We start from the raw sequence: 25,692 nt of genomic DNA, 5'->3' as shown, positions 1-25,692 counted from the left end.
ATGGCGCCGTTACTGCAATTGCATGATCATCCGGCTTCGCGGCTTACGCCGCTCCTACAAAGCGGGTTATCGGTAAGGCCTCTGCCGAGCATGGCTCGGCACTACAGGGCAGATAGCAAAAAGGCGGCGCCAATGGCGCCGCCTTTTTGTTCGTCTCCGCTGTGCTCAGCAGCAGCGGAAGCCGCTCCTGCCGCCGAAGCGGGCTTCCTGTCGTTCGCGGAAGAAGGTTTTGTAATCCATGACCTCGCGGTCAGGATGCTTCTCGCGCATGTGCCGGACATAGTTGTCGTAGTCCGGCACGCCGCAGCAAAGCCGCGCGGTCTGCACCAGACGCCGCCAGGTGCGGCGGAACGTCTGGTACTGGCCGACGGGGACCAGCTCGGTGCCCATTACAGATCAACCTCGTGCGGCTTCAGTGCCACGTACGGGGTTTCCTTGTCGGTGCGCACCGGCGAGCGACGTGCAGCGGCGATGGTCTTGATCGAGTACACCAGCACCGCGAACACCACGAACAGGAACAGCGCGGTCAGGCCGGTGTTGATGTAGTTGTTCACCATCACCTGGTGCATCTGGTCGAAGTTCTTCGACGGTGCCAGCAACTCGCCGGCGGCAATGGCGTCACGGTACTTGTGCGCCTGGGCCAGGAAGCCCACTGCGGGAACGTCGGAGAAGATCTTGATGAAGCCGGCTGCGGTGGTGCAGATCAGCAGCCAGATGGCCGGGACCAGCGGCACCCAGGCGTACTTGTCCTTCTTCATCTTGAACAGCACCACGGTGCACAGCAGCAGCGCCACGCCGGCCAGCATCTGGTTGGCGATGCCGAACAGCGGCCACAACATGTTGATGCCGCCCAGCGGATCGGTCACGCCCTGGTACAGGAAGTAACCCCACAGCGCGACGCAGCCACCGGTGGCGATGAAGCTGGCCACCCACGAGTCGGTGCGGCGCAGGGCCGGGACGAAGTTGCCGAGCAGGTCCTGCAGCATGAAGCGGCCCGAACGGGTACCCGCATCGACGGCGGTCAGGATGAACAGGGCTTCGAACAGGATGGCGAAGTGGTACCAGAACGCCATCATGCCTTCGCCCGGCAGCACCGCGTGCAGGATCTGCGCGATGCCCACAGCCAGGGTGGGGGCGCCACCGGCGCGCGAGAGGATGGTGGTTTCACCAATCTCCGCCGCGGTTGCGGTCAGCTGGTCCGGGGTGATGGCAAAGCCCCAGTTGGTGACGACCTGTGCCGCGTGCACCACGTCGGTGCCGATGATCGCTGCCGGGCTGTTCATGGCGAAGTAGATGCCCGGCTCGATGATCGAGGCTGCGACCATGGCCATGATGGCCACGAACGATTCCATCAGCATGCCACCGTAGCCGATGTAGGCGGTGTGGCCTTCATTGGCCAGCAGCTTGGGCGTGGTGCCCGAACTGATCAGCGCATGGAAGCCGGATACCGCGCCGCAGGCAATGGTGATGAACAGGAACGGGAACATGCTGCCCTTCCACACCGGGCCAGTGCCGTCGGTGAACTGGGTCAGCGCCGGCATCTTCAGCTCCGGCATCACGATCAGGATACCGATCGCCAGGCCGACAATGGTGCCGATCTTGAGGAAGGTGGACAGGTAGTCACGCGGGGCCAGCAGCAACCACACCGGCAGAACGGCGGCGACGAAGCCGTAGCCGATCAGCATCCAGGTGATCTGGATGCCAGTGAAGGTGAACATCGGGCCCATCACCGGATCAGCGGCAACCTTGCCGCCGTACCAGATCGCCGCGATGAGCAGCACCAGGCCAACGATAGAAATCTCACCGATCTTGCCCGGGCGGATGTAGCGCATGTAGATGCCCATGAACATGGCAATCGGCATTGTCGCGATCACCGTGAACATGCCCCAGGGGCTGCCCTCCAATGCTTTCACCACGATCATCGCCAGCACCGCGAGGATGATGATCATGATCATGAAGACGCCGAACAAGGCGATGGTGCCAGGCACCTGGCCCATTTCCTCACGCACCAGATCGCCCAGCGAGCGGCCGTTGCGACGCGTGGAGATGAACAGGATCATGAAATCCTGCACCGCGCCTGCCAGCACCACGCCGGCTATCAGCCAAAGCGTACCGGGCAGGTAGCCCATCTGTGCGGCAAGCACCGGGCCGACCAGTGGGCCGGCGCCGGCAATGGCGGCGAAGTGGTGGCCGAACAAGACGTGCTTGTTGGTGGGCACATAGTCCAAGCCATCGTTGTTGATGACCGCCGGCGTTGCGCGGGTGGGGTCAACCCCCAGCACCTTGTTGGCGATGAACAGGCCGTAGTAGCGGAAGGCCACCAGGTACAGCGAAACCGCTGCCACCACGATCCATAGAGCATTGATGTGTTCGCCGCGGCGTAGCGCCACGACGCCTAGACAGAACGCGCCTATCAGGGACAGCAGCGCCCATCCGGCTTTGGAAAAACCTTTCATCGAGTCGCCTCGCAGGGGAATGCCTGCAAGGGTCTACCCATGCAGGTCGGGGGTCAATGTGCATGGCAGCTGAATTGGATGCGACTTTGGTCTTAGGTCCCTGTCTTATTGAAGATGACTGCGAGGATGCGTGGTGTTCCGGAGGTAGCCTTGCGGAACAAATGGTTGCAACTGTGATGATTGGTTTGATCGGCAAGGGCGTCCATTGTCTGTCGCAAGTCCAAGGAGCTTCCTTATGAGTAGCAACGATTCCGCCCGGGTGCTGCGCAGCATCCGCGGCATGCCAACTTCCGACGGTGCCGGTGTCCGCCTGACCCGGGTCATTGGTACGCCATCGCTGCCGGAGCTGGACCCGTTCCTGATGCTGGACGAGTTCGGCACCGAGCGGGCCGAGGATTACATCGCCGGGTTTCCCGACCATCCGCACCGGGGTTTCGAGACGGTGACCTACATGCTCGATGGACGCATGCGTCACAAGGACAACCATGGCAACGAGGGTTTGCTTACCCCCGGCAGCGTTCAGTGGATGACTGCCGGCCGCGGCCTGGTGCATTCGGAGATGCCCGAGCAGGAGTCCGGCCGCATGCGTGGCTTCCAGCTGTGGGTGAACCTGCCTGCGCGCGACAAGATGAGCGCGCCGCGCTATCAGGAGTTCGCGCCCGAGCGCATCCCGCAATTGGCGCCGGCTGAAGGTGTGAGTGTGAAAGTGATTGCCGGCACGGTGGATTCGGTCAGCGGACCGATCCAGCAGCCCGCCACCGATCCTGTTTATCTGGATATCGAACTGAGCGCGGGCTCTGCCTGGAGTTACCGTTTGCCTGAAGGCCATAGCGCCTTCGCCTATGTGTTCGAAGGTGACGTGTCGTTGGGCGAGGGCGAGGCGTCGCGCGCGCTTGAACTGCAGCAATTGGCGGTGCTGGGTGGTGGCAGCACGCTGCACATGCGTGCCGGTGCCGAGGGCGCGCGCTTGATCGTAGTGGCCGGGCGTCCGCTGCGCGAGCCGGTGGCACGGCATGGGCCGTTCGTGATGAACACCCGAGAGGAATTGATGCAGGCCTTTGTCGACTATCAGGAAGGCCGCTTCTGAACGACGACCGGTCCCGTGCGCGATGCGACGGGATCGGCAGCAATTGCCGTGCAACAACAGGCCTGGATTGATCGGCTCTTAGTTGCTGCCAGCCAAAGCAGACGGATTGAGGTTCAAGGTCTGGGTCAGGGTCTGCAGGGTGCCCAGCTCGGCATTGTCGGCGGCGTCGATCCAGATCTGCGCATAGCGGTTCTTGTCCAGCTTGACCACGCTGATGCGGCGCGACTCCAGGCCCGGCAGGTCGCGGCCGCCCATGTCCAGCTTGTACCAATGCATCTCGGTGCCGCCGAACGCGCCTTTTTCCGCGCGCAGCGGGCGGTTCAAGGACAGGCCCGGATCACGCCCGCTCAACATCATGTTGAGGACAGCGCGGCCGTCTTCGGTGGTGGCTTTGCAGACGATGAAATCGCTCTGGGTCTGTTGCTCCCAATGCAGGCCGCTACTGGCTGGCAGGGATGGGCATTGCACGGCCTGCTGGGCGGAAGCGTTGACGCTGGTTGCGAGCGCCAGCGCGGCAGAAAAAACAAGAACAGTCTTCACTTCGCATTCCCCCATGGAACATCGGCCTGACGGCGCGACGAAAAACGTGTGGATGGTTCTGAAGTCAGTACTGGCTGGTGGGCGGTATCCGTCCCTGTATACGTGCATCCCCATGCGCGCCAGCCAAGTTGCGACGGTATTACAAAATCCCGGTCAGTTGCAAAGTGTCTTTTGCAGCGCAAAAGGAACGGCCCCTTATAGGGGCCGTTCCGGGGAGTTACTAACAAATGAAACCATCGATGCGACTTACTTGTCGCTGCCAATCCACTTGTAAGCCAGGCCGCCGATGGCCGCACCCAGGATCGGTGCCACCCAGAACAGCCACAGCTGGCTGATCGCACCGGAGCCGGCAAACAGCGCAACGGCGGTGGAGCGGGCGGGGTTGACCGAGGTATTGGTGACCGGAATGCTGATCAGGTGGATCAGGGTCAACGCCAGGCCAATGGCGATCGGAGCGAAGCCGGCCGGGGCACGGCCGTGGGTAGCACCCATGATCACGACGAGGAACACCGCGGTCAGCACCACTTCGCACAGGAATGCAGCAGCGACGGTGTAGCCACCCGGCGACAGCGCGCCGTAGCCATTGCTGGCGAAGGCGCCGGCCTGGCTGCCATCGATCAGGAAGCTGGCATTGCCCTTGGCGATCTGCAACAGGATGAAGGCAGCGACGATGCCTCCCAGTACCTGCGCCACGATGTAGGGCAGCAGGTCCTTGGCAGGGAAGCGACCGCCGGCCCACAGACCGATACTGACGGCCGGGTTGAAGTGCGCGCCGGAGACATGACCGAACGCATAGGCGCCGGTCAGTACGGTCAGGCCGAAGGCCAGCGCAACCCCGACAAAACCAATACCCAGCGGATTGGCATCACCGCCGAACTTGGCTGCCAATACCGCGCTGCCGCAACCGCCCAATACCAACCAGAAGGTGCCGAGGAACTCGGCGGCCAAACGCTTTCCCATGCTCATCGTGTCGTTCCCTATGTTTTCCCCGGTACGGGTGTGGGGAAAATAACGGAGAAGCGGGTGAAGTGAGTAACAAATTCGCTAACTATTTCGCCCGAGCAACTGTAGTGCTTTTGGTCTATGCGCGATTTGCGGGTTACCAACTACAGCAAAGCAGGGGCGGCCATGGGAGTTCCGCCCTTGCTGTGACGAGGAAAGTGGGTTCAGCGGGGTAGGGGGATGAATTCCTTGTCATCGCCGGGAATCGTGCCGAAGCGACCGTTCTGCCAATCGTCCTTGGCCTGCTCGATGCGCTCCTTGGAGCTGGAGACGAAGTTCCACCACAGGTGGCGGGGCCCATCCAGCGGTTCGCCCCCCATCAGCATGGCCTTGAGCGGCGTCTTGGCGCGCAGACGGCTGTGTGCGCCGGGCTCGGGAATGATCAGGTGCTGGGTAGGTACATCCACCCCATCCAACTGGGCGTCGCCCTCAAGGATGTAGAGCGCGCGCTCTACATGGGAGTTGTCCAGGTCGATCTCGGCGCCAGGCTCAAGGTCGATGGCGACGTTCAAGGTGTCGGCGAACACCTTGACCGGTGATTCCTCGCCATAGGCGCGGCCGGCGATCACCCGCAGCCAGGCACCGTCGCGGCGCTGCTGTGGCAACTGGTCCGCAGAGAAGTGGAAGAAGCCGGGGTCGGTTTCCTCATGGCTCTTGGGCAGCGCCACCCAGGTCTGCATGCCATGCAGGGCCTGCGCGTGCTCGCGCGCCTCGCCGGGGCTGCGCTCGGAGTGGGCGATGCCACGGCCGGCGGTCATCCAGTTGACGTCGCCGGGGCGGATGATCTGCTCCGACCCCAGGGTATCGCGGTGGCCGATCTGCCCGGCCCACAGGAAGGTGACCGTGGCCAGGCCGATATGCGGGTGTGGACGCACATCGATGCCTTGGCCGGGGCTGAAGATGGCCGGGCCCATATGGTCCACGAATACGAACGAGCCAACGCTGCGCGCCTGCAGCGAGGGAACCGCGCGGCGTACCTGGAAGCCACCAAGGTCGTGGACGCGCGGGCTGATGATGGTGGTCATGGCTGGCTGCTCCGGGGTGTTTGAATGTGGGGGCAGGATGGCACGGTGGAAGCGAAGAGGGGGTTGTCGTGCGGGGAATGGATTGTTGTTTTGGTGGGGAGGGTGGGACAGCTTGAAGCGTCACCCCTCCCCAACCCTCCCCTTCGCTGCGCGAAAGGGAGGGGGCCAGAGCTCGGTTGCGCGCAGGGCTGCTGCTTCGCCCCCTCCCTTTGCCAAAGGCAAGGGGAGGGCTGGGGAGGGGTGAGCTCTTGCTCCCGCTCATTCACCAAACAAACAAAACCAGTCTCCCCTGCAACTACATCGCTCCCATACCCAAACCCCCGACAAAGAACGGATGCCAGCGTGAAGGGGCTACAATCGCTGTCTTACTTCCCCATCCGGAGACCTCCGCAGTGACCCGCAAACTCGTGCTGTTGCGCCATGGCCAGAGCCAGTGGAACCTCGATAACCGCTTCACCGGCTGGGTGGACGTGGACCTCACCGAGCAGGGCCGCCAGGAGGCCGCCAACGCCGGCCGGCTGATGAAGGAAGAAGGCCTGCAGTTCGACGTAGCCCACACCTCGGTGCTGAAGCGTGCCATCCACACCTTGCAGGGTGCACTGGGCGAACTGGGTCAGGATTGGTTGCCGGTCAACAAGTCCTGGCGTTTGAACGAGCGCCATTACGGTGGCCTGCAGGGCCTGGACAAGGCCGAAACCGCTGCCAAGCACGGCGAGGAGCAGGTCAAGGTATGGCGTCGTTCCTACGACATCCCGCCGCCGCCGATGGACCTGGCCGACCCGGGCCATCCGATCCATGACCGTCGCTACGCCGGCCTGGACCGCAATGCGCTGCCGGCCACCGAGTCGCTGGCGACCACGCTGGATCGTGTGTTGCCGTACTGGCACGATGCCATCGCTCCGCAGTTGAAGGAGGGCAAGACCGTGCTGGTCACCGCCCACGGCAATTCGCTGCGCGCGCTCTACAAGTACCTCAACAACGTGAGCAAGGAAGCCATCCTTGAGCTCAACATCCCGACCGGCATCCCGTTGCTGTTCGAATTGAACGACGACCTCACCGTCAAGTCGTTCCGGTACCTGGGCGACCCGGAAGCCGCCAAGAAGGCCGCCGAGGCCGTGGCCAACCAGGGTAAGGCCAAGTAAGTGATTGGCTGCAGGCAGCACCGGTGTTGCCTGCCCAAGCAAGGAATCAATCAAAGACCGATGTCAGTACGCTGGCATCGGTCTTTGTATTTGTGGCAGCGGCGTAAGCCGCGAAGCTGACATGGCTGAAGTCCCAAGCACCGATGACATCTGATGACGTCTCTGCTTTGCGGCTTACGCCGCTCCTACAAACAATCAATCAGCGTGCAGCCAGCTCAACGCTGGCACTGGGCCGGTTTTGCATCGCAGAGCGCGTTGTCGCGCAGCGCCATATCCTTGCCGACGTTATAGGCGCCATACAGGATCGCCATCACCAGCAGGGCCAAGCCAAACACCAGGTTCTCGGGACGTATTCCTGGAGCCGTTGGTGCGATAACCGGAGGCCTGTTCTCGATCGCTGCAACCTCGGCAGGCTCTGCATGCAGTAGATCCTCCGCTGTAACCTCCAGCGCTGCCGCAACCGCCATCCGCGACTCAAGCGAGGCGTTGCCTTCGGTTTCCAGCCGTTGCACCGTGCGCGGGCTCAAACCGCAGATGCTGGCCAGGTGTTCCTGCGACCAGCCGCGGGCTTCGCGCAGTAGCCTGATCCGCTTTCCGTCGATCTTCACTGTTTGATCTTCCATGCTGCACTCCTGCCGATGTTAGCCGAGCTGCGAGACTGCCGGGCAACTGCGTTCGACAACACGACAGTAAGTCGACAGCAGTGTGTCGTCCCAAAGGAATCAACGACTTGTGCGCTTCAAAGGTGGCGGCTGAGCTGCTCCGCAATGCGCATGCAAGCGGGAGAGACAGTCTTCGGATCGGAGCTGTGCCATGCCATCATCGGGTATTGATCACGATGACTGGAGTGTCTGCTTGAGCAAATGGATGATGTCGGTAATGGCAATGGTGGCGCTGAGCGCCTGTAGTGGTGCTCACCAGGCTGCACCCAACGCCGCACCAGAAGCGGCTGCTGCGAAGCCTGCAGCAGCAACCGCGCAGCGTGGCGAAGGCAAGCCTTATGAGGTGCTGGGCAGTGAAGTCTGGGACGTGCCGGATCCGGTCAGTGGCCGCAACTACCAGGTGTTCGTGGCCTTGCCAGGCGGCTACGCGGACAACCCGGACAAGCGCTATCCGGTCTTGTACGTCACCGACGCCGACTATGCGTTCCCGTTGGTCTGGCAGATGGCGCGGCGATTGAATGTCGAAGGCCGCAAGATCGAGGACTTCATCCTGGTCGGCCTGTCCTATGCCAAGGGCGAGGGCGGCATGCAGAGCCGCCGGCGCGATTACACGCCCACCGCCAATGGCCCGAGTAGCTCGCCGGCCGATGCCGTGCACGGTGGCGCCAGCGACTACATCACCTACCTGGAAACGCAGGCGCTGCCATTCGTGGCCAATCGCTACCGCAGTGACGAAAGCCGGCGCATGTTCCTCGGCCATTCCTACGGTGCCTTGCTGGGGACGCAGGTGCTGCTGGAACGCCCACAACTGTTCAGCGGTTACATCCTTGGCAGCCCGTCGTACTGGTTCGACAAGCACGAGATGGAGCGTCGACTGGCCGCGGCAGGCAAGCCCGCCGAGCTCCCCGTGCGGGCCTATATGTATGTCGGCGAGTATGAGTCGGTGCAGCACGGCGGCGATGCCGACATGGTGGTGGATGCGCAGCGCATGATTGGTTTGCTGGGCGCGCGTGGTGGCCAGCCACTGGAGCTGAAGCTGGATGTGCTCAATGACGAGGACCATCTCAGCGTTGCACCGCGTGGCTTCATGCATGGCTTGAAGTACCTGCTGGCGGCGCCAAAGGGCTGAGTCGATCAATCTGCTGGGTCGGGACCGGCGCGCGCGCAGCGGCCGGGCCTGGCTTGCGCTACCACGACCAACGGCAGGTGTGCCGACCTGCGGCTTGGCTAGACTGCGTTCACTCCCTGCTGCCCGCGCCACGCCATGTCTTTGCCGCCAACCACGCATCGGATCGATGCCGCGCAGGGCCCAACCCGACGCCGGGTGTTCAGTGGCGAGCGCCTGGCTGCACGGGTCAGTTGGTATGCACCGGGTGAGCGCATGCACCGACACGCGCACGATTGTCACCAGCTCTCGCTGTTGCTGCTCGGCACCTTGATGGAGCAGACCGGGCAGGGCGAGGAGCGGCTGGCCGTGCCAGCATTGGGCGTGAAGCAGGCGGGCGTCGCCCATGCCAATGATTACGGGCCGAGCGGTGCGCTGATGCTGGGTATCGACCTGCCGGCATCGTTCGACCTGCAGGACAAGCTCGGTATCGGCCGTGCCTGGCAATGGCGCGGGCATGCGCTGCAGCCGTTGCTGCTGCAGGGACGGGGACTGTTGTCGGCCTTGTTTGCAGGCGAGCTGGTCGCTGCGGATATTGATGCCCGGCTCTGGGAATTGCTGGCTGGCATGGTCGCCCCGGACGAGCGCCCCAGCGGCACGCCGCCACGTTGGTTGGCGTTGTACTGCCAGCGTCTGCAGGATGAAAATGTGCAGTTGGCCGACCTGGCTGGTGAGCTTGGCGTGCATCCGGTGTACGTCGCCCGTGCCTTCGCGCGTTGGATGGGCTGTGCGCCGTCGGTGTTCCGCGCCCGCGCGCAGTTGCAGCGCGCCCTGCCGCTGTTGGCCAACGGGCAGGCCCTGGTTGATGTGGCGCAGCAGGCCGGCTTTGCCGACCAATCCCATTTCAGCCGGATTGCCCGCACGCACAGCGGGCTGACCCCGGCGCGCCTGCGCGCGCTGTTGCAGGCGTGAGCAGGTTCAATCCGTTCAAGACCCTGGGCAATGCCCTGGCGCATCGTGGCGCTTGTCAGCCACGGAGCCGCACCATGCATCTGCGCAACATCCTGTCCCTGCTATTACTGGTTCCCGCCTGGCTGGGGGGCGTGACAACGGCTGTGGCGGCCTCGCCGCAACAGGCGGCGCGGGAGCTGGCGGTATTCCTGGATGGCATTCCGGAGCTGGGGCCGGGCTACGCGGTGGTGATCGTCGACCGTGACCAGCAATTGCTGGGCTATACCCGCGGCCTGCGCAACGCCAGCAGCCAGGCGCGGCTGACCATGCACACGCCGATGTACATCGCGTCGCAGACCAAGTCTTACATGGGATTGCTGGCGCAGGTGCTGGATCAGCAGGGCGTGCTGCACTTGGACAGTAGCCTGGCCGATCACTGGCCGCAGCTGCGCCTGCCTGACGGCGTCGATCCTGCCGCATGGACCTTGGCGGACCTGCTCAATCACCGTGTGCCTTTGAGCGCGGATGCGATCACCACGCTGGAGGCGTACATCGGCAGTCCCGATCCGGCCCTGTATCCGCAGCTGCTGCAGCAGTTCGCCAGCAAACGCGCCGATGGCTTCGACTACGACAATCTCGGTTACAACATCTACGCAGCGATCCTGCAGCAACACACAGGCCGCTCCTGGCAGGACTGGTTGCAGCAAACCCTGTTCACGCCGTTGCAGCTGCACGAAACCGCAACAAATACCTCCAGCTTCGATCCGGCGCAGCTGGCGTTCAACCACCAATGGCTGGGTACCGAACAGGGCTGGCGATTGGTGCCACCCAAGCCTGACGCCTTGATGCATTCGGCCGGCGGCATGATGACCTCGCCGCGCGACATGGGCCGTTGGTTGCGCTTGCAGCTGGGTGCAACCTTGGCTCCCCAATTCGATGCACGCTTGCTGGATGCTGCCCACCGGATCGGTGCGCAGGTCGATCCCAAGGCCCGCAATGCCTACGAGTTGCCCTGCAATGGCTACGCGTTTGGTTGGAACGTATGTGATTTCGAGGGCCACACGCTGTACATCCACGGCGGCAGCTATACCGGCGCACGCAGCATGATGGCGTTCTCACCGGATCTGGGCGTTGGCATCGGCGTGTTCTCCAACTCGGACAACGCCACTGGCTGGCTGACGTCGCGCACCGTGGTGCAGTTCTTCCAGTATCTGGTGGACCATCCCGAAGCTGCGTCATGGGCGCAGATCCGGCGCAAGGCCTATCCGCAGCGCGTGACCGAGCAGTTGGCCGGGATGCGCGCGCGGCAGGCAAAGCAGCATGGCGATCCACAGTGGCAGGGATGGCAATGGAAGCCGGAGTCGAATGCTGCCTATGCAGGAGCGTTCCGCGGAGAAGTGTTGCCGGTTGCCGCGCAGGTGACGGACGGTGTCGAGGGGCTGCAGCTTCGGATTGGTGCGCTCAACCGCAGGTTGATGCCTGCTGCGACGGATCTGTTCGCTGCCCAGGATGGGCCCTTGGATGTGCTGGAGCCGCTGCAGTTCCAGCGCGGTGCACAAGGTGAATTGCTGGGGTTTGAGTTTGACGGGCAACGCTATGTGCGGGCCGAGCCCAAGTAATTACGTACAGCGGCGTTGACAGCTTTTTGTAGGAGCGGCGTAAGCCGCGAAGCTGGCATTGCCGCAGTTGCAGATATCTGTGCCATCTGGAGATCTATCTGCTTCGCGGCTTACGCCGCTCCTACAAGGAGAAAATGCTGGTCGCTTGGTGCTGCTGTCCAATGCAAAAGCCCGGCATCTCGCCGGGCTTTTGCTTGCTGCAAGCGACTGCTGCGGCTTACTTGAAATCCAGGGTCTTCTCGAAGGACTTCAGCTCATGCCGCGCCATCGCGAGGTTGGCATGGCCGCGGTCGAGCACGACATACAGGAACAGGTCCTTATTGCCGTCCAGTGGGCGGATCAGGTGGTACTGCTTGGACAAGGTGAGCAGGATGTCTTCCACCACCTCGTTCAGGCCCAGCGAATTGGCCACGCGGCGCTTGGCGCGCACGACGTCGGCATTGCCGGCGGCGGCAACTTCCATGTTGATGGCGCCGCCACCCAGCGTACCCAGCGTCATGCCGCTGTCGCTGTCCACCAATGCGGCGCCGATGAAGCCCGCAATTTCGCTCAAAGCATCAAGTTTTACGTTTGCAGCCATTTCTCATCCAATGAAGTAAGGGGTACTACAAAAGCAAAGCCCGCGCAGGTCCGTCCCGGGCGAGCGGGCGCGCAGCATAGCGAATACCGTTGGACGCATGCGAGTTGGCCCGTCATGTGGAGTGCAACGGTGCGTTTTATGGTTGGCCTGCCGCCGGCTCGACGAGCGCAGGAAAAGGCAGCAGAACCCATGCTGGAGGCAGTGCGAAGGAAAGCGGCGCCGGCTTGCAATGGCTGGCCACGGTGCTGCCTGCGCTCGATTCAGCACTGAATGGGAACCGGAATTCCGGCGCAATACCGGCAATGAATCCGTCACGGCCAGTTTACAGCCGGGTCGCAGAATGGCTGGCACAGGGTGAGTGTCCTGCGCTGACAGGCGGGGCGCCCGCTCGCTGTCATCGACTATTCCAACCAGCGGGAGTGCACATCATGGGTAAGCCGGCAGTAGTTCTGGTGCATGGTTTCTGGGGCGGGGCGGCGCATTGGGCGCGCGTGGTACTGGAGCTTAGACGCCTCGGTTATCAGGACATCCGTGCGGTGGAAAACCCACTTACTTCCTTGGCTGATGATGCCGAGCGCACCCGCAAGATGGTGGTGCAGATCGACGGGCCGGTGGTCCTGGCTGGGCATTCCTACGGCGGTGCGGTAATCACCCAGGCTGGCAATCTGCCCAACGTGAAAGCCTTGGTGTTCATTGCTGCGTTTGCTCCCGATGCCGGCGAGAGCCCGGGCGGCATCACCCAGCAGCACCTTCCAGTCGCAGCACCGAATCTGGCGCCAGACAGCGACGGCTATCTGTGGCTGAAGCCGGATAAGTTCCATGAGAGCTTCTGCCAGGATCTGCCCGAGGAGGAGGGCTTTGTCATGGGCGTGACGCAGAAGGCGCCGTTGGCCGGTACCTTCGGTGAGAACATCAGCGACCCGGCCTGGAAGTACAAGCCAAGCTGGTACCAGATATCCAGCCAGGACCGGATGATCGCGCCGGAGAACCAGAAGGCGATGTCCGCCCGCCTCAACGCGCGCAAAGTGATAACGCTGCATGCGGGGCATGCATCGTTGGCATCGCATCCGGCGGAAGTCGCAGCCCTGATCGACGAGGCGGCGACGGCCACCACTGGCTGAAAGCGACGCGCATCGTCCGCCGCGTTGCCCACTGCGGCGGCGCGGCGGTTCGCATATGCCCTCAGCGGAAGAACTGGCTCGGCGTCAGCCCGAAACGGCGCTTGAACATGGTGGCGAATGCGCTGGGGCTCTCATAGCCCAGCGCCAATGCAACGTCGATGACTTTCTCGCCAACCGCCAAGCGTTCCAGTGCACGCAGCAGGCGTGCCTGCTGGCGCCATTGGCCGAAGGTCATGCCCAGTTCGCGCGCACACAGGCGCTGGATGGTTTTGACGTCCACCTGCAGGCGCGCCGCCCAGTCCTGCAGGGTGGAAGCATCGTCCGGGTGGCGCTGCAGCTGCCTGCCGATCTGGCGCAGCCGCGGGTCGCGAGGCTCGGGCAGGTGTAGCGGCAGCACCGGCAAGGTCTGCACTTCGTCCAGGATCAATCGCATCAGCCGACCATCACGCGAGTTCTCGGCATAGCGCGCCGGTATTTCCACCGCGGCGTGGATCAGCGATGCCAGCAACGGCGTGATGGACACCGCCGAGGGTGTCTCCGGCGCGTGTGGCATTGCCTCCGGGGTGATGTAGAGGCTGCGCATCTGCACCAGGCCGATGCAATGCACCTGGTGGCCGATGCCGGCCGGCATCCAGATCGCCCGCGTGCTGGGTACCACCCAGCGGCCCATGCCTGCATTGACCACCAATACCCCGGTTTCCGCGTAGACCAGCTGGTGCCGATCCGGATGGTGGTGCAGCGGAATCACGGTGGCGCTGGGGTAGTCGCGCGCCTTGCAGTACACCACGGTTTCCGGCCCGGCCGGGAGCGGCTGGCGACGGCCTTTTCGGGCATCCGGAATGTCCTTTTCGAAAGGATGCATGACCATATCGCGCAGGATGGACGTTGACCGCGACTCTACCATGCGCGTCCGCCCCCATCCCGCGGTTACGCCATGTCATCTCCTGCTTCAACGCTTGCAGCTCCCGTCCCACAACGTCGCCCGGTCGCGGTAGGTGTGCTCGCTGCGATCAGCAGTTCTCACCTGGTCAACGACATGATGCAGTCGCTGATCCTGGCGCTGTACCCGATCTTCAAGGGTCAGTTCCATCTGAGTTTCGCCCAGGTGGGTTTGATCACGCTGACCTACCAGCTCACTGCGTCCTTGTTCCAGCCCTTGATCGGCCTGCGAACCGACAAGCGGCCGGCGCCGTATTCGCTGCCGATGGGCATGCTGTCCACTTTGTGTGGCCTGTTGCTGTTGGCGTTCGCACCGAACTTCGCGACGGTGCTGGTGGCGGCGATGCTGGTCGGCATCGGCTCGGCGATCTTCCATCCGGAATCCTCGCGCATCGCGCGGCTGGCATCCGGCGGTCGCCATGGCTTGTCCCAATCGGTGTTCCAGTTGGGCGGCAACGCCGGTACCGCGGTGGGCCCGCTGCTGGCTGCAGCGGTGATCGTGCCGAACGGGCAACGCAGTGTGGCCTGGTTCGCCTGCGCCGCATTGTTGGGCATAGGCCTGCTGACTTATGTGAGCCGCTGGTACCAGCAGCACCTGCTGGCCGTGGCCGCGCAGCCCAAGGTGGCGGCCAAGCCGGCCAATCTGTTGCCGCCGAAGACTGTGGCCTGGGTGATCGGCATCCTGCTGGTGCTGATCTTCAGCAAGTACTTCTACATCGCCGGTCTGAGCAGCTACTACACGTTCTATCTGATCCAGAAATTCCATGTGTCGGTACAGAGCGCGCAGCTGCACCTGTTCGGTTTCCTTGCAGCGTCGGCGGCCGGCACCCTGATTGGCGGGCCGCTGGGTGACCGGATCGGCCGCAAGCCGGTGATCTGGGCGTCGATTTTGGGCGTTGCACCGTTCGCCTTGATGCTGCCGTACGCAGACCTGCAGTGGACCATGATCCTGACGATGGTCATCGGCTTCGTGCTGTCCTCGGCGTTCTCGGCGATCCTGGTCTACGCGCAGGAATTGATGCCCAACCGCATCGGCACGGTTTCCGGCCTGTTCTTTGGCTTCGCCTTCGGCATGGGCGGCCTGGGTGCGGCGGTGCTGGGCGTGCTCGCCGACCACACCAGCATCCTCTGGGTCTACAAGGTGATCTCGTTCCTGCCACTGCTGGGAATCGTCGCCGCGTTCCTGCCGAACCCGCGCGTGCACTGAGGCCAAATGTGTAGAGACCGTCGCCGGGGCAAGCGGAGCGAATCCGCAAGCCTGCAATGCTGCAGACAGTGCAGGGCGTCAACCAGGCAAATCCTGTGCTGATGCGGACGCGGCGGTACTGGCGTTGGGCTGCGCGTCGGCGCCTCCGCCCAGCACCTTGTACAGCGCGACCCGGTTGTTGGCTTCGGACAGCTGCAGGGTGATCTGTGCCTGCAGTGCAGCGTACAACGAACGTTGTGCGTCCAAGGCTTCCAGATAACCATCCACCCCGGCGCGGTAGCGGGTATCGGCGAGGGTGTAGCCGCGTTGGTTGGCGGCGACCAACGCGTGTTGCGCATCAAGCTGCTCATCAAGGTTGGCGCGGGCAACCAGTGCATCGGCGACTTCGGCGAACGCGCTCTGGATGCTCTTTTCGTAGCGGGCCACCTCGATGTGCTTGCCCAGTGTGGCGACGTCCAGCTCGGCTTTCAGTGCGCCTGCGTGGAAGATCGGGATGCTGATGCTCGGAATGAATGACCAGGTGCGTTGGCCGCCGCTGAACAGCGAGGACAGTGCGTCGCTGCTGCGGCCGGTGCTTGCGGTGAGCGAAATGCTCGGGAAGAACGCAGCACGCGCAGCGCCGATGTTGGCATTGGCAGCCTTCAGTGCATGCTCGGCCGCGAGCACATCGGGCCGTTCCAGCAGTACCCGTGAATCGAGGTCCGGGGGAATTGGCGCCAGCGCCACGGCACTGCCCAATTCAGCATTGGAAGGCAGCAGCGTGTCCTGCACGTGCGTGCCGGCCAACAGCTCCAGCGCGTTGCGATCTTGAGCCAGTTGCGCGGTGTAGCTGGCTACGTCGGCCCGCGCGCTTTGCACGCTGGCTTCCACCTGGGCCAGGTCCAGGCCGGAGACGATGCCCTGCGCATGCCGCTGTTGGCTCAGTGCCAGAGTCTGCTGTTGGTTGTGCAGGGTCTGCGTGGCCAGTTCCAGCCGCTGCTGGTCGGCGCAGAGCGTCAGCCACGCCGTCGCCACTTCGGCGACCAGCGACAAGCGGGTGCCGCGCTGGGTTTCAGTGGTGGCCAACCAGGTCTCCAGGGCCTCGTCGTTGAGGCTGCGGATGCGACCGAACAGATCCAGTTCCCAACTGGCGATGCCGACCTCGGCGCTGGCACCCCGGCTGACGCCGGCCTCCCCGGAGGTATCGCTGCCGCGACTACGCGACTGCGACGCGGACGCGTCAATCGCGGGCAGCGACGAAGCCCGTTGGATGCGGAACTGGGCGCGCTGTGATTCGATGTTGAGCAGGGCGATGCGCAGGTCGCGGTTGTTCTCCAGCGCCAGTGCGATCACCTGTTGCAGGCGGGGGTCCAGGAAAACCTGCCGCCACTGCAGCTCGGCCACTGCGCGGGCATCGTCCCCGGTGGTGGGAGGCGGCACCGGAAGGGTGCCGCTCACCGGTGTTGGTGGTCGCACGTAATGCGGCGCCATGCTGGTGCAGGCAGATAGTGCAAGCAGGCAGGCGACAAACAATACGGAGCTGCGCGGGGCAGGCACGGGGCGGATCCGGGTCACGACGGGTTCTCCACTTCGGTCGTCGTTGCGCGCGTTTTGCGCGGCGAGAGGCTACGCACGATCACGTAGAACAGCGGGACGAAGAAGATGCCCAGCGCGGTGGAGGCGAGCGTGCCGCCGAATACGCCGGTACCCAGCGAGTGGCGGCCGGCCGACCCTGCGCCACTGCTGATCACCAGCGGTAGTACGCCGAGCAGGAACGCCAGCGAGGTCATCAGGATTGGTCGCAGGCGCATGCGCGCGGCATGCACCACTGCCTGCAGGAGTGATTGACCCTGTTCTTCCAGCTCCTTGGCGAACTCAACGATGAGGATGCCGTTCTTCGCGGCCAGACCGACGGTGGTCAACAGGCCGACCTGGAAGTACACGTCATTCTCCAGCCCGCGCAGGCTTGTGAGCAGCAGGGCGCCAACCACGCCGATGGGCACGGCCAGCATCACCGACAGCGGCACCGACCAGCTTTCATACAGGGCGGCCAGGCACAGGAACACGAACAGCAGCGAGACCGCGTACAGCAGCGGGGCCTGATTGCCGGCCAGGCGTTCCTGGTAGGACATGCCCGACCAGGAAAAGCCCATTCCCGCAGGCAGCTCCGCGGCCAGACGCTCCATGGTGTCCATGGCTGTGCCTGAACTGGTGCCGGCGTTGGCCTCACCACTGATTTCCATCGAACCGCTGCCGTTGAAACGGGTCAGCGTGGCCGGGGCGAAGTCCCATGAAGATGTGGAGAAGGCAGAAAACGCCACCATCTGGCCGTCGCTGTTGCGTACCGACCAGCGGCCGATGTCGGCGGGCAGCATCCGCGCCGCGGCCTCGCCTTGTACGTAGACTTTCTTCACCCTGCCGCGATTGATGAAGTCGTTGACGTAGGTGCCGCCCAATGCCGTGGAGAGCGTGTTGTTGATGTCGCTGGTGGCCAGGTCCAGCGCGCCTGCCTTGGCGTCGTCGATCTCCACCTTGAAGCTCGGGGCATCATCGACGGCGGTGTAGCGCACCTTGGCCAAGGACGATTCCTGCGCGGCACCCTGCAGCAACTGCTCGCGGGCAGCGAGCAACGCCTCATGGCCGGCGCCGCCCAGGTCCTGTAGCTGGAAAGTGAAACCACCGGTCTGACCCATGCCGGGGATGCCGGAGGGCGTCACCGCGAAGATCTGTGCATCTGGGATGCGGGACATGGCTTGGGTTATGCGGACGCCAACCTGCTGGGCGCTGGCATCACGCAGTGACCAATCCTTCAGTCGTATGTAGGCCTGCGCGGAGTTCTGCGCACTGTTGCCGCCGCCACCGCCGGAGCCGGCGTTGGCCATGATGGTGGACACCTCTGGCTGCTCCAGCGCGTATGCGGTCAGCTGGTCCATCACCGCCTGGGTGCGCTGCATGGTGGTGCCGGATGGCAGCTTGACCTGCACGATCAGCGTGCCCTGGTCCTCCGCGGGCAGGAACGAGGTAGGCAGGCGCCAGAACAATACCGCCATCAGCAGCACCAGTGCGGCATAGCAGGCCAGCCCCAGTGAGCGTCGGCCGAGCAGGCCCTGCACACCGTGCTGGTAGCGCTCGGCGCTGGCATCGAAGCGGCGGTTGAAGCCGGCGAAGAAGCGGCCCAGGCGCCCGCGATGCACGGCATGCCCGTCCGGACCGGGAGCGATCAGCAGGCTGGCGCACATCGCTGGCGTCAAGGTCATGGCCACCAGCACGGAGAGGATCATCGCCGAGGCAATGGTCACCGAGAACTGGCGATAGATCATGCCGGTGGAGCCGCCGAAGAACGCCATCGGCAGGAACACCGCGGTCAGCACCAGCGCGATGCCGACCAGCGCGCCGGTGATCTGCTGCATCGACTTGCGGGTGGCCTCGCGCGCGGACAGGTGCTCGCTGACCATCACCCGCTCGACGTTCTCCACCACCACGATCGCATCGTCCACCAGCAGGCCGATGGCCAGCACCATCGCGAACATGGTCAAGGTGTTGATCGAGTAGCCCAGCAGGGACAGCACGCCGAAGGTGCCCATCAACACGACCGGCACCGCCACCGCGGGGATCAGCGTCGCCCGCCAGCTCTGCAGGAACAGGTACATGATCAGCACCACCAGCACGATCGCCTCGATCAGGGTCTTGACGACCTCCTCGATGGAAATGCGCACGAATGGGGTGGTGTCCATCGCCACCTGGTACTGCAGGCCGGCTGGGAAGAACGGCTGGAGTTGCTGCAGGCGAGCCTGCACTGCGTCGGCCACCTGCAGTGCATTCGCACCGCTGGCCAGCTCGATGCCCATGCCAGCGGCTGGCTTGCCGTTGAAGGTGGACATGACGTTGTAGCTCTCGCCGCCGAGTTCGACCGTGGCCACGTCCGACAGATGGACCAGCGCACCGCTGGGATCAGACTTGACCACCACTTTGCGGAACTGCTCCTGCGTCTGCAGGCGGCTGCGAGCGGTCACGGTGACATTCAGCCCTTGGTCGTCCACCGCCGGCAGCGCACCGAGCTGGCCGGAGGATACGTCGGCATTCTGTGCGCTTATCGCCGTGCTGATGTCCGAAGGCATCAGCGAATACGTGCGCAGCTTTTCCGGGTCCAGCCATATCCGCATCGCATACTGCGCGCCCATCACCTGCACGTTGCCCACGCCTGAGACGCGGCTGATCGGGTCCTGCACCGACGAGGCCATGTAGTCGGCGATGTCGTTCTTCTGCATCGATCCATCGGCCGAGCTGAAGGCGACCACCATGAAGATGTTGCCGGAGGACTTGGTGACGGTGACGCCGGTGTTCTTGACCGCATCGGGTAGCTTGGATTCGGCCTGCTGCAGCTTGTTCTGCACCTGCATCTGCGCGGTGTCGGCATTGGTGCCGGACTCGAAGGTCAGGGTGATCTGCGCGCCGCCCGAGGAACTGCTGCTCGAGGACATGTACATCAGGTTGTCCAGCCCGGTCATCTGTTGCTCGATGACCTGGGTCACGGCATTTTCCACCGTCTGTGCCGAGGCGCCGGTGTAGTTGGCGCGGATCGACACCGACGGTGGGGCGATGTCCGGGTACTGTTCCAGCGGCAGCGAGAACACCGCCAGCGTGCCGGCCAGGGTGATGACGATGGCGATGACCCAGGCAAAAATCGGCCGGTCGATGAAGAAACGTGCCACGGCTGCTCCTTATTTGGCGGCGGGAATGGCGGTGGCGGGTTGCGCGGCTGTGCCAGTGGCCGTCTGCACCTTGACCGTTTGTCCGCTGCCGGCCTTGCTGCCGTTGGCCACGATCAGCTGCTGTCCGGCTTTCAGGCCCGCGCTGACCATCCATTGGTTGCCAACGGCATCGCCCAACGTCACAACCTGCTCGACTACCTTGCCGTCGACGTCCACCAGCTTGACGGTGGCTTCGCCCTTCGTGTTGCGGGTGACCGTGCTCTGCGGCACGAGGATGGCGTTGTCGTTGATGGCCATGGGCAGTACCGCGCGCACGTACATGCCGGGCAACAACAGGCCGTCTGGATTTGGCAGCACGGCGCGCAGGGTGATATTGCCGGTGCCGGTGTCCACTGCGGTACCCACGAACTCCAGGGTGCCGGTGTGCGCATAGGTACTGCCGTCCTCCAGGGTGACGCTGACCTCGGCCTTGCCATCCACTGATTGCAGTGCGCCGGAAGCCAACTGCTTACGCAATGCCAGCAGTTGGGCGCTGGTCTGGCTCACATCCACGTAGATTGGATCCATCTGCTGGATGGTGGTGAGGGCGGCAGTCTGCCCAGCGGTAACCAGAGCGCCTGGGGTGTAGGTGGAGGTCGAGATGCGGCCGCTGATCGGTGCGGCGATGCGGGTGTAGTCCAGGTTTATGCGCGCGCTCTGGACCGCGGCACGGGCGGCCACCACCGCAGCTTCGGCCTGGCGCAGGGCGGCCAGTGCATCGTCGCCGTCCTGCCGGCTGACCGCATCGACCTTGACCAGGCTTTCGTATCGGCTGGCCTTGGGGCGGGCCGAGATCACCGCTGCCTCGGCCTGCGCCAGGTTGCCGCGCGCATTGTCGTATACGGCCTGGTAACTGGCCGGATCAACCTGGTAAAGCACTTGGCCTGCCTTTACCTGTTCGCCCTCGGTGAACAGCCGCCTCTGGATGATGCCGCCCACCTGCGGGCGTACTTCCGAAGTCATGAACGCAACCGTCCGGCCCGGCAATGTCTGCTCCATGGCCACTCGCTGGGCAGTGATCGGCTGCACTGTGACAGTCACCTCCTTGGCTGGTGCATCCTGCCTGGACGAACAGGCGGCGAGCACGCAGCAGGCCAGCAGGACAAGGACAGCGCGGGATGTGGCTGCAACGGGCATGGGGCGGCACTCGGTGATTTCCAGGTGACGCCAGCGTGCGCGGCAAATGTGCAGCAAATATGGAGATTGCAGGCATGGGCTTGCATCGTGGTGGCTGCGCGCCGCTAATGGGGCAACCCCGTCATCCCGCGTTCTCGCCCAATCACCATGAAACCCGGAATCGCCGCCAAGATCTTCTGCGCCATGTTGTTGATGTGCGCGGTCACCTTGTTGGTCAACGGTGTGGCCGGCAAGTGGGTGTTCGAGAGAGGCTTCCTCGGCTACCTCAATGGCCAGGGCATCGGCCGCATGGAGCTGTTGTTGCCACGGCTGCAGGCCGAATACGCCGAACACGGCAATTGGGAATTCGTGCGCGGCCAGCGCAAGGTCTGGCTGCGCTTGATCCGCCCCCACATCGGTGATCCGATTGCCAGCGAAGCCTTGCTGAGTGCGCCGCCGTTGTCGGACCAGACCGGCGCGGCCGCCCGTTTCGCGCTGCTGGATGCGCAGCACCGACGGGTGATCGGCAACGCCGACGTGGACGAAGGTGCGATCACCCGCCCTATCGTGGTGGAAGGGCGGACCGTGGGCTGGTTGGCCATGGTGCCGTTCCAGAAGATATTGGAGCGCAACGAGCAGCGTTTCATGGAGGCGCAGGTGCGGCGCTGGTGGGCGATCAGCATTGTTTCGGTGCTGGTAGCCGGGACATTGGCGTGGTTGTTGACCCGTCCCCTGCGCAGGCGCATCCAGGGCATGGGCGCGGCGACGCACCGGCTTGCCAGCGGTGATTACGCCACACGCATCGTGCCCGGCGCTGACGACGAACTGGGCCGACTTGCACAGGATTTCAACCGCATGGCCGGGACACTGGAACACAGCGAGCGTAACCGGCGCGAGTTCATGGCCGACATCTCGCATGAGCTGCGCACGCCGCTGTCGGTACTGCGTGCGGAACTGGAAGCCATCCAGGACGGGATCCGGCCGATGAGCGCGGCGACATTGTCACCGTTGCAGGGCGAGGTGCGGCAACTGGGCAAGCTTATCGACGACCTGCACGAACTTGCGTTGACCCAGTCCGGCGAACTGGCCTACGAGCGCCTGCCGTTGGACCTGGACGCGGTGCTGCGGGCGACGGCGGACGGCATGCGTGCGCGGGCCAGCGATGCAGGACTGGCGCTGGTGGTGTCTTCAGCGCCAGGCCCGATGCCGGTGCTGGGCGATGAGCGACGGTTGCAGCAACTGTTCGCCAACCTGCTGGAGAACGCATTGCGCTACACCGAGCGCGGCGGCAGCGTGGCGGTGCATGCCCAGCACGATGAGCGGCAGGTACGGGTGACCGTCGAGGACAGCGCTCCAGGCGTGGAGGAGGACAAGCGCGGGCGTCTGTTCGAGCGGTTCTACCGGGTGGACGCCTCACGCAACCGGGCCAGTGGTGGCAGCGGCCTGGGCCTGGCGATCTGCCGCAACATCGTGCTGGCCCACGGTGGAGCCATCCATGCGGAGGCATCCACGCTGGGCGGGTTGGCCATCGTGGTTGAGCTGCCACTGCACGCATGAACACGACGGCCGGAACTTCCAATGAAGTACTTATCGTCGAGGACGAACCGCGACTGGCCGCGGTGCTGCGTGATTACCTGCATGCAGCCGGGTATCGCAGCGACTGGGTGGCTGATGGTGACCTGGCGATGGCTGCGTTCCGTGCGCGTCGGCCCGATCTGGTGTTGTTGGACCTGATGCTGCCGGGCCACGACGGTGTGACGCTGTGCCGCGCTATCCGCGCCGAAAGCGATGTGCCGGTGATCATGGTGACAGCGCGGGTGGAGGAGATCGATCGTCTGCTCGGGCTGGAGGTCGGGGCTGACGACTACGTGTGCAAACCGTTCAGTCCCAAGGAAGTGGTGGCACGGGTGGGAACGGTGCTGCGCCGTTACCGGCAGGGACCGACTGAGCCACGGCAGGCAGGCCTGGTCATCGATGAAGACGGCGGCCGCGCGTTCCTGCACGGCCGCGTACTGGACCTGACGGTTGTCGAATTCCGCCTGCTGCGGACCTTGCTGGGCAGTCCGGGCCGGGTGTGGTCGCGCGAGCAGCTGCTCAATCATCTCTACAGTGATCACCGGGTGGTGACTGACCGTACCGTGGACAGTCATGTGCGCAATCTTCGCCGTCGTCTACGTGAGGCGGGCATGCAGGGGGACGGGGTGCGCTCTATCTACGGAGCGGGTTACAGCTTCGAGCTGCCGGACAGGGAGCCGGACCCCCGACCCTGATGGGTGTTCTGCCGGTTTGCACGAAGTTGCACGTTTGTGCTTATTTATGCATTATTGTGCCAGCTGTGCTGGAACTGGCTGGGCATCCCGTCCGCCATCGCTCAGCACCGACTTCGCTGCCGACGGAAGCTCTGACCCCATGGATTTCCACAACAATGAGGTGCTGCCGCAGGAGCGCCAGCAACGGATCCAGGCATTGCTGAAGGCCAATGGCCGCGTGGTCGCCAGTGACCTTGCGGTGCGTTTCGGGGTGTCCGAGGATTCCATTCGCCGTGACCTGCGGGACATGGCGAGCAAGGGCATGTGCCGCAAGGTGTACGGCGGCGCCCTGCTGCCCACCGCGCACTTCGATGCATTGTCACAGCGGATGCAGCGCCATGACGGTGAACGCAGCGTGCTGGCGCGCCACGCAGCATCGTTGCTGCAGGCGGGGCAGACGGTGCTGCTGGACGCTGGTTCCACCAATGTCGAGATCGCCCAGGCGCTGCGCGGCGTGCCAATTACGGTGGTCACCAACGCCCCCACGGTTGCCGCGGTGTTGTGCGATGACCCGGTTGCCGAAGTCGTGATGATCGGTGGTCGCGTGGACAGGGCAAGTGGTGGTGCCATCGGCGGGAGCGCGCAACGGCAGCTTGCCGATCTGCAGGTGGACGTCTGCATCCCTGGTATCTGTGCGCTGGACCCGGAAACCGGAGTCTGGGGTAACAGTGCTGAAGAGGCGGCGTTCAAGCAGGCGATGATCCAGGCCAGCGGCGTGACGATCATCGTTGCCGGCGCGGGCAAGCTCGGTACGCGTGCCACATACCGTATCGGCACGCTTGCGCAGGTGGACCATCTTGTCGTCGCCGCGGACCTGTCTGCCGAACTCCGCGAGCAGTTCATGGCGGGGCAGATGCAGTTGCATCTGGTGCCGGTCGACGCAGCCTGATCCTTGTTTTCTCGTTGCCGCGAGCGGCTTCGTCCGTCCCTCCTTTTACCGGCGTTTCCATGACCGAACAGCAGATCATCCAGCGCAGCCAGCAGATGGCCACGCGCGCAGCCTTCTTCGTCCCCGGTTTCGCGATTGCATGCTGGGCGCCGCTGGTGCCGTTCGCCAAGGCCCGCGCGGGTCTAGATGACGCATTGCTGGGCGTGCTGCTGCTGTGCCTGGGCCTGGGCTCGCTGTTGTCCATGCCGCTGGCTGGCATGCTGGCGGCGCGTCATGGTTGCCGGACGGTGATGCTGGTGACCGTGCTGATGATGGTATTGATGCTGCCTTTGTTGGCGGTTGCATCCACGCCGGTGAGCATCGGCATCGTGTTGCTGGTGTTCGGCGCAGGCATCGGTGCCATGGACTGCGTGATGAACATCCAGGCGGTGGTGGTGGAGCGTGAGTCCGGCCGCGCGATGATGTCTGGCTTCCACGCCTTCTACAGCATCGGCGCGCTGTCCGGTGCGGCTTTGGTGACGTTGCTGCTGTCGATTGGCGGCGGCGCCTTGTTGCCGACCTTGGTGGTGGCCGCTGGCGTGTTGGCGATCACGGCACTGTCATCGCGCTGGTGGCGCAGCGAATGCGCCGAGCAGGGCGAGGGCAGCTTCGCCCTGCCGCGTGGCGTGGTGATCGTGATTGGCGCCGTATGCTTCATCAGCTTCCTGGCCGAAGGCTCGATGCTGGATTGGAGTGCGGTGTTCCTGCATGAGGTGCGCAGCGTTGAGCTGGCCCATGCTGGCTGGGGCTTTGTCGCCTTCAACATCGCCATGACTGCCGCGCGCCTGTTCGGCGACCGGCTGGTGAACCAGCTTGGGCCGAGCATGGCGGTGCTGCTGGGTGGTTTGCTAGCGTGTGGCGGGTTTGTACTGGCGACGCTGGTGCCGAGCTTCGGCGTGGCCTTGCTTGGCTACGCGCTGGTCGGCATTGGCTGCGCCAACATCGTGCCGGTGATGTTCAGCCTTGCAGGGCGCCAGACCCGCATGCCCGAGAGCGTTGCCATTCCCGCAGTCACCACCATGGGCTATGCAGGCGTGCTGCTGGGCCCGGCGGCAATCGGCTTCATTGCCCAGCAGTGGTCGCTGCCGGCTGCGTTCCTGATGGCAGCGGCGGCGCTTGCGCTTGTCGCGGTGATTGGTTCGCTGCTGCGGGTGCGTTGAGGGCGGCTATCCC

General features: G+C 64.0%; 22 protein-coding genes. 11 read left to right on the top strand and 11 right to left on the bottom strand.

Annotated elements, in window-relative coordinates; genetic code table 11:
- Positions 1–165: 165 nt before the first annotated feature.
- Positions 166–390 (bottom strand): YbdD/YjiX family protein, encoded by a 225-nt coding sequence (locus AC13FW_RS10485; RefSeq protein ID WP_057626620.1) that lies wholly within the window; start codon positions 388–390, stop codon positions 166–168.
- Positions 390–2,456, bottom strand: coding sequence for a carbon starvation CstA family protein (locus tag AC13FW_RS10480; RefSeq protein ID WP_296248981.1), 2,067 nt, complete (start codon positions 2,454–2,456; stop codon positions 390–392). The genes AC13FW_RS10485 and AC13FW_RS10480 overlap by 1 nt, the downstream gene beginning before the upstream one ends.
- A 235-nt stretch (positions 2,457–2,691) precedes the next feature.
- Here AC13FW_RS10480 and AC13FW_RS10475 point away from each other — a divergent pair, with 235 nt between their 5' ends.
- Positions 2,692–3,543, top strand: a complete 852-nt coding sequence (locus tag AC13FW_RS10475; RefSeq protein WP_482989009.1) for a pirin family protein — start codon at positions 2,692–2,694, stop codon at positions 3,541–3,543.
- Positions 3,544–3,621: 78 nt separating this feature from the next.
- Here AC13FW_RS10475 and AC13FW_RS10470 read toward each other — a convergent pair whose 3' ends face one another.
- From AC13FW_RS10470 to AC13FW_RS10460, 3 genes are all read right to left on the bottom strand, one after another.
- Positions 3,622–4,098 (bottom strand): hypothetical protein, encoded by a 477-nt coding sequence (locus AC13FW_RS10470; protein ID WP_482989008.1) that lies wholly within the window; start codon positions 4,096–4,098, stop codon positions 3,622–3,624.
- A gap of 231 nt (positions 4,099–4,329) precedes the next feature.
- A complete protein-coding gene (gene aqpZ / locus AC13FW_RS10465; RefSeq protein ID WP_482989007.1) occupies positions 4,330–5,049 on the bottom strand; it encodes an aquaporin Z in 720 nt (239 codons plus the stop codon).
- Between the two features lie 200 nt (positions 5,050–5,249).
- Positions 5,250–6,110, bottom strand: coding sequence for a pirin family protein (locus tag AC13FW_RS10460; RefSeq protein ID WP_482989006.1), 861 nt, complete (start codon positions 6,108–6,110; stop codon positions 5,250–5,252).
- A gap of 392 nt (positions 6,111–6,502) precedes the next feature.
- Here AC13FW_RS10460 and gpmA point away from each other — a divergent pair, with 392 nt between their 5' ends.
- Complete coding sequence (gene gpmA / locus AC13FW_RS10455; protein ID WP_482989005.1) at positions 6,503–7,252, top strand: 2,3-diphosphoglycerate-dependent phosphoglycerate mutase; 750 nt, start codon at positions 6,503–6,505, stop codon at positions 7,250–7,252.
- Between the two features lie 215 nt (positions 7,253–7,467).
- Here gpmA and AC13FW_RS10450 read toward each other — a convergent pair whose 3' ends face one another.
- Positions 7,468–7,875 carry a helix-turn-helix domain-containing protein gene (locus AC13FW_RS10450; RefSeq protein ID WP_482989004.1) on the bottom strand — a complete coding sequence of 136 codons (408 nt, stop codon included), beginning with the start codon at positions 7,873–7,875 and terminating at the stop codon, positions 7,468–7,470.
- Positions 7,876–8,137: 262 nt separating this feature from the next.
- On the opposite strand from AC13FW_RS10450, the gene AC13FW_RS10445 reads away from it, so the two are divergent.
- The 3 genes from AC13FW_RS10445 (at position 8,138) to AC13FW_RS10435 (ending at position 11,589) form a co-directional block, all read left to right on the top strand.
- Positions 8,138–9,043, top strand: coding sequence for an alpha/beta hydrolase (locus AC13FW_RS10445; RefSeq protein ID WP_482989097.1), 906 nt, complete (start codon positions 8,138–8,140; stop codon positions 9,041–9,043).
- Between the two features lie 135 nt (positions 9,044–9,178).
- On the top strand, positions 9,179–9,991 hold the full coding sequence (locus AC13FW_RS10440) for a helix-turn-helix transcriptional regulator (RefSeq protein ID WP_482989003.1): 813 nt from the start codon (positions 9,179–9,181) through the stop codon (positions 9,989–9,991).
- Between the two features lie 74 nt (positions 9,992–10,065).
- A complete protein-coding gene (locus AC13FW_RS10435; protein WP_482989002.1) occupies positions 10,066–11,589 on the top strand; it encodes a serine hydrolase domain-containing protein in 1,524 nt (507 codons plus the stop codon).
- 217 nt (positions 11,590–11,806) lie between these two features.
- Here the strand turns inward: AC13FW_RS10435 and AC13FW_RS10430 are convergent, their stop codons facing one another.
- Positions 11,807–12,169, bottom strand: coding sequence for a roadblock/LC7 domain-containing protein (locus tag AC13FW_RS10430; RefSeq protein WP_296248962.1), 363 nt, complete (start codon positions 12,167–12,169; stop codon positions 11,807–11,809).
- 428 nt (positions 12,170–12,597) lie between these two features.
- Between AC13FW_RS10430 and AC13FW_RS10425 the strand changes: the two genes are divergently transcribed.
- Complete coding sequence (locus tag AC13FW_RS10425) at positions 12,598–13,290, top strand: alpha/beta hydrolase (protein WP_482989001.1); 693 nt, start codon at positions 12,598–12,600, stop codon at positions 13,288–13,290.
- A gap of 61 nt (positions 13,291–13,351) precedes the next feature.
- On the opposite strand, the gene AC13FW_RS10420 is transcribed toward AC13FW_RS10425, so the two are convergent.
- Positions 13,352–14,152 (bottom strand): AraC family transcriptional regulator, encoded by an 801-nt coding sequence (locus AC13FW_RS10420; protein ID WP_296248957.1) that lies wholly within the window; start codon positions 14,150–14,152, stop codon positions 13,352–13,354.
- Positions 14,153–14,224: 72 nt separating this feature from the next.
- On the opposite strand from AC13FW_RS10420, the gene AC13FW_RS10415 reads away from it, so the two are divergent.
- Positions 14,225–15,436, top strand: a complete 1,212-nt coding sequence (locus AC13FW_RS10415) for an MFS transporter (protein ID WP_482989000.1) — start codon at positions 14,225–14,227, stop codon at positions 15,434–15,436.
- A 78-nt stretch (positions 15,437–15,514) separates the two neighbouring features.
- Here the strand turns inward: AC13FW_RS10415 and AC13FW_RS10410 are convergent, their stop codons facing one another.
- The 3 genes from AC13FW_RS10410 to AC13FW_RS10400 are packed head-to-tail and all read right to left on the bottom strand — an operon-like array spanning position 15,515 to position 21,303.
- Positions 15,515–16,981: an efflux transporter outer membrane subunit gene (locus tag AC13FW_RS10410; protein ID WP_482989096.1), complete on the bottom strand. Its 1,467-nt coding sequence runs from the start codon at positions 16,979–16,981 to the stop codon at positions 15,515–15,517.
- 5 nt (positions 16,982–16,986) lie between these two features.
- The gene (locus AC13FW_RS10405) at positions 16,987–20,127 is read right to left on the bottom strand and encodes an efflux RND transporter permease subunit (protein ID WP_482988999.1); all 3,141 of its coding nucleotides are present in this window, start codon (positions 20,125–20,127) and stop codon (positions 16,987–16,989) included.
- 9 nt (positions 20,128–20,136) lie between these two features.
- Positions 20,137–21,303 carry an efflux RND transporter periplasmic adaptor subunit gene (locus AC13FW_RS10400; protein WP_482988998.1) on the bottom strand — a complete coding sequence of 389 codons (1,167 nt, stop codon included), beginning with the start codon at positions 21,301–21,303 and terminating at the stop codon, positions 20,137–20,139.
- Positions 21,304–21,450: 147 nt separating this feature from the next.
- On the opposite strand from AC13FW_RS10400, the gene baeS reads away from it, so the two are divergent.
- The 4 genes from baeS (at position 21,451) to AC13FW_RS10380 (ending at position 25,679) form a co-directional block, all read left to right on the top strand.
- Entirely contained in the window at positions 21,451–22,839 is a 1,389-nt protein-coding gene (baeS, locus tag AC13FW_RS10395) for a sensor histidine kinase efflux regulator BaeS (protein WP_482988997.1), read from the top strand.
- Complete coding sequence (locus AC13FW_RS10390) at positions 22,836–23,552, top strand: response regulator (protein ID WP_296248952.1); 717 nt, start codon at positions 22,836–22,838, stop codon at positions 23,550–23,552. Before baeS ends, AC13FW_RS10390 begins: the two co-directional genes overlap by 4 nt.
- Positions 23,553–23,691: 139 nt before the next feature.
- Positions 23,692–24,480 carry a DeoR/GlpR family DNA-binding transcription regulator gene (locus tag AC13FW_RS10385; RefSeq protein WP_482988996.1) on the top strand — a complete coding sequence of 263 codons (789 nt, stop codon included), beginning with the start codon at positions 23,692–23,694 and terminating at the stop codon, positions 24,478–24,480.
- Between the two features lie 59 nt (positions 24,481–24,539).
- Positions 24,540–25,679: an MFS transporter gene (locus tag AC13FW_RS10380; RefSeq protein ID WP_482988995.1), complete on the top strand. Its 1,140-nt coding sequence runs from the start codon at positions 24,540–24,542 to the stop codon at positions 25,677–25,679.
- Positions 25,680–25,692: the final 13 nt, after the last annotated feature.

This window comes from Stenotrophomonas sp. 21LCFQ19 (assembly GCF_056861425.1).
The sequence above is the reverse complement of the archived record's forward strand: the minus strand, read 5'-3'. Positions and strand labels throughout refer to the sequence as shown.

Excerpts from the sequence above, each read along its gene's own strand:
- AC13FW_RS10485 (WP_057626620.1), bottom strand. The coding sequence starts at position 390 with ATGGGCACCGAGCTGGTCCCCGTCGGCCAGTACCAGACGTTCCGCCGC.
- AC13FW_RS10480 (WP_296248981.1), bottom strand. The coding sequence starts at position 2,456 with ATGAAAGGTTTTTCCAAAGCCGGATGGGCGCTGCTGTCCCTGATAGGC.
- AC13FW_RS10475 (WP_482989009.1), top strand. The coding sequence starts at position 2,692 with ATGAGTAGCAACGATTCCGCCCGGGTGCTGCGCAGCATCCGCGGCATG.
- AC13FW_RS10470 (WP_482989008.1), bottom strand. The coding sequence starts at position 4,098 with ATGGGGGAATGCGAAGTGAAGACTGTTCTTGTTTTTTCTGCCGCGCTG.
- aqpZ (WP_482989007.1), bottom strand. The coding sequence starts at position 5,049 with ATGAGCATGGGAAAGCGTTTGGCCGCCGAGTTCCTCGGCACCTTCTGG.
- AC13FW_RS10460 (WP_482989006.1), bottom strand. The coding sequence starts at position 6,110 with ATGACCACCATCATCAGCCCGCGCGTCCACGACCTTGGTGGCTTCCAG.
- AC13FW_RS10450 (WP_482989004.1), bottom strand. The coding sequence starts at position 7,875 with ATGGAAGATCAAACAGTGAAGATCGACGGAAAGCGGATCAGGCTACTG.
- AC13FW_RS10445 (WP_482989097.1), top strand. The coding sequence starts at position 8,138 with ATGGTGGCGCTGAGCGCCTGTAGTGGTGCTCACCAGGCTGCACCCAAC.
- AC13FW_RS10440 (WP_482989003.1), top strand. The coding sequence starts at position 9,179 with ATGTCTTTGCCGCCAACCACGCATCGGATCGATGCCGCGCAGGGCCCA.
- AC13FW_RS10435 (WP_482989002.1), top strand. The coding sequence starts at position 10,066 with ATGCATCTGCGCAACATCCTGTCCCTGCTATTACTGGTTCCCGCCTGG.
- AC13FW_RS10430 (WP_296248962.1), bottom strand. The coding sequence starts at position 12,169 with ATGGCTGCAAACGTAAAACTTGATGCTTTGAGCGAAATTGCGGGCTTC.
- AC13FW_RS10425 (WP_482989001.1), top strand. The coding sequence starts at position 12,598 with ATGGGTAAGCCGGCAGTAGTTCTGGTGCATGGTTTCTGGGGCGGGGCG.
- AC13FW_RS10420 (WP_296248957.1), bottom strand. The coding sequence starts at position 14,152 with ATGCATCCTTTCGAAAAGGACATTCCGGATGCCCGAAAAGGCCGTCGC.
- AC13FW_RS10415 (WP_482989000.1), top strand. The coding sequence starts at position 14,225 with ATGTCATCTCCTGCTTCAACGCTTGCAGCTCCCGTCCCACAACGTCGC.
- AC13FW_RS10400 (WP_482988998.1), bottom strand. The coding sequence starts at position 21,303 with ATGCCCGTTGCAGCCACATCCCGCGCTGTCCTTGTCCTGCTGGCCTGC.
- baeS (WP_482988997.1), top strand. The coding sequence starts at position 21,451 with ATGAAACCCGGAATCGCCGCCAAGATCTTCTGCGCCATGTTGTTGATG.
- AC13FW_RS10390 (WP_296248952.1), top strand. The coding sequence starts at position 22,836 with ATGAACACGACGGCCGGAACTTCCAATGAAGTACTTATCGTCGAGGAC.
- AC13FW_RS10385 (WP_482988996.1), top strand. The coding sequence starts at position 23,692 with ATGGATTTCCACAACAATGAGGTGCTGCCGCAGGAGCGCCAGCAACGG.
- AC13FW_RS10380 (WP_482988995.1), top strand. The coding sequence starts at position 24,540 with ATGACCGAACAGCAGATCATCCAGCGCAGCCAGCAGATGGCCACGCGC.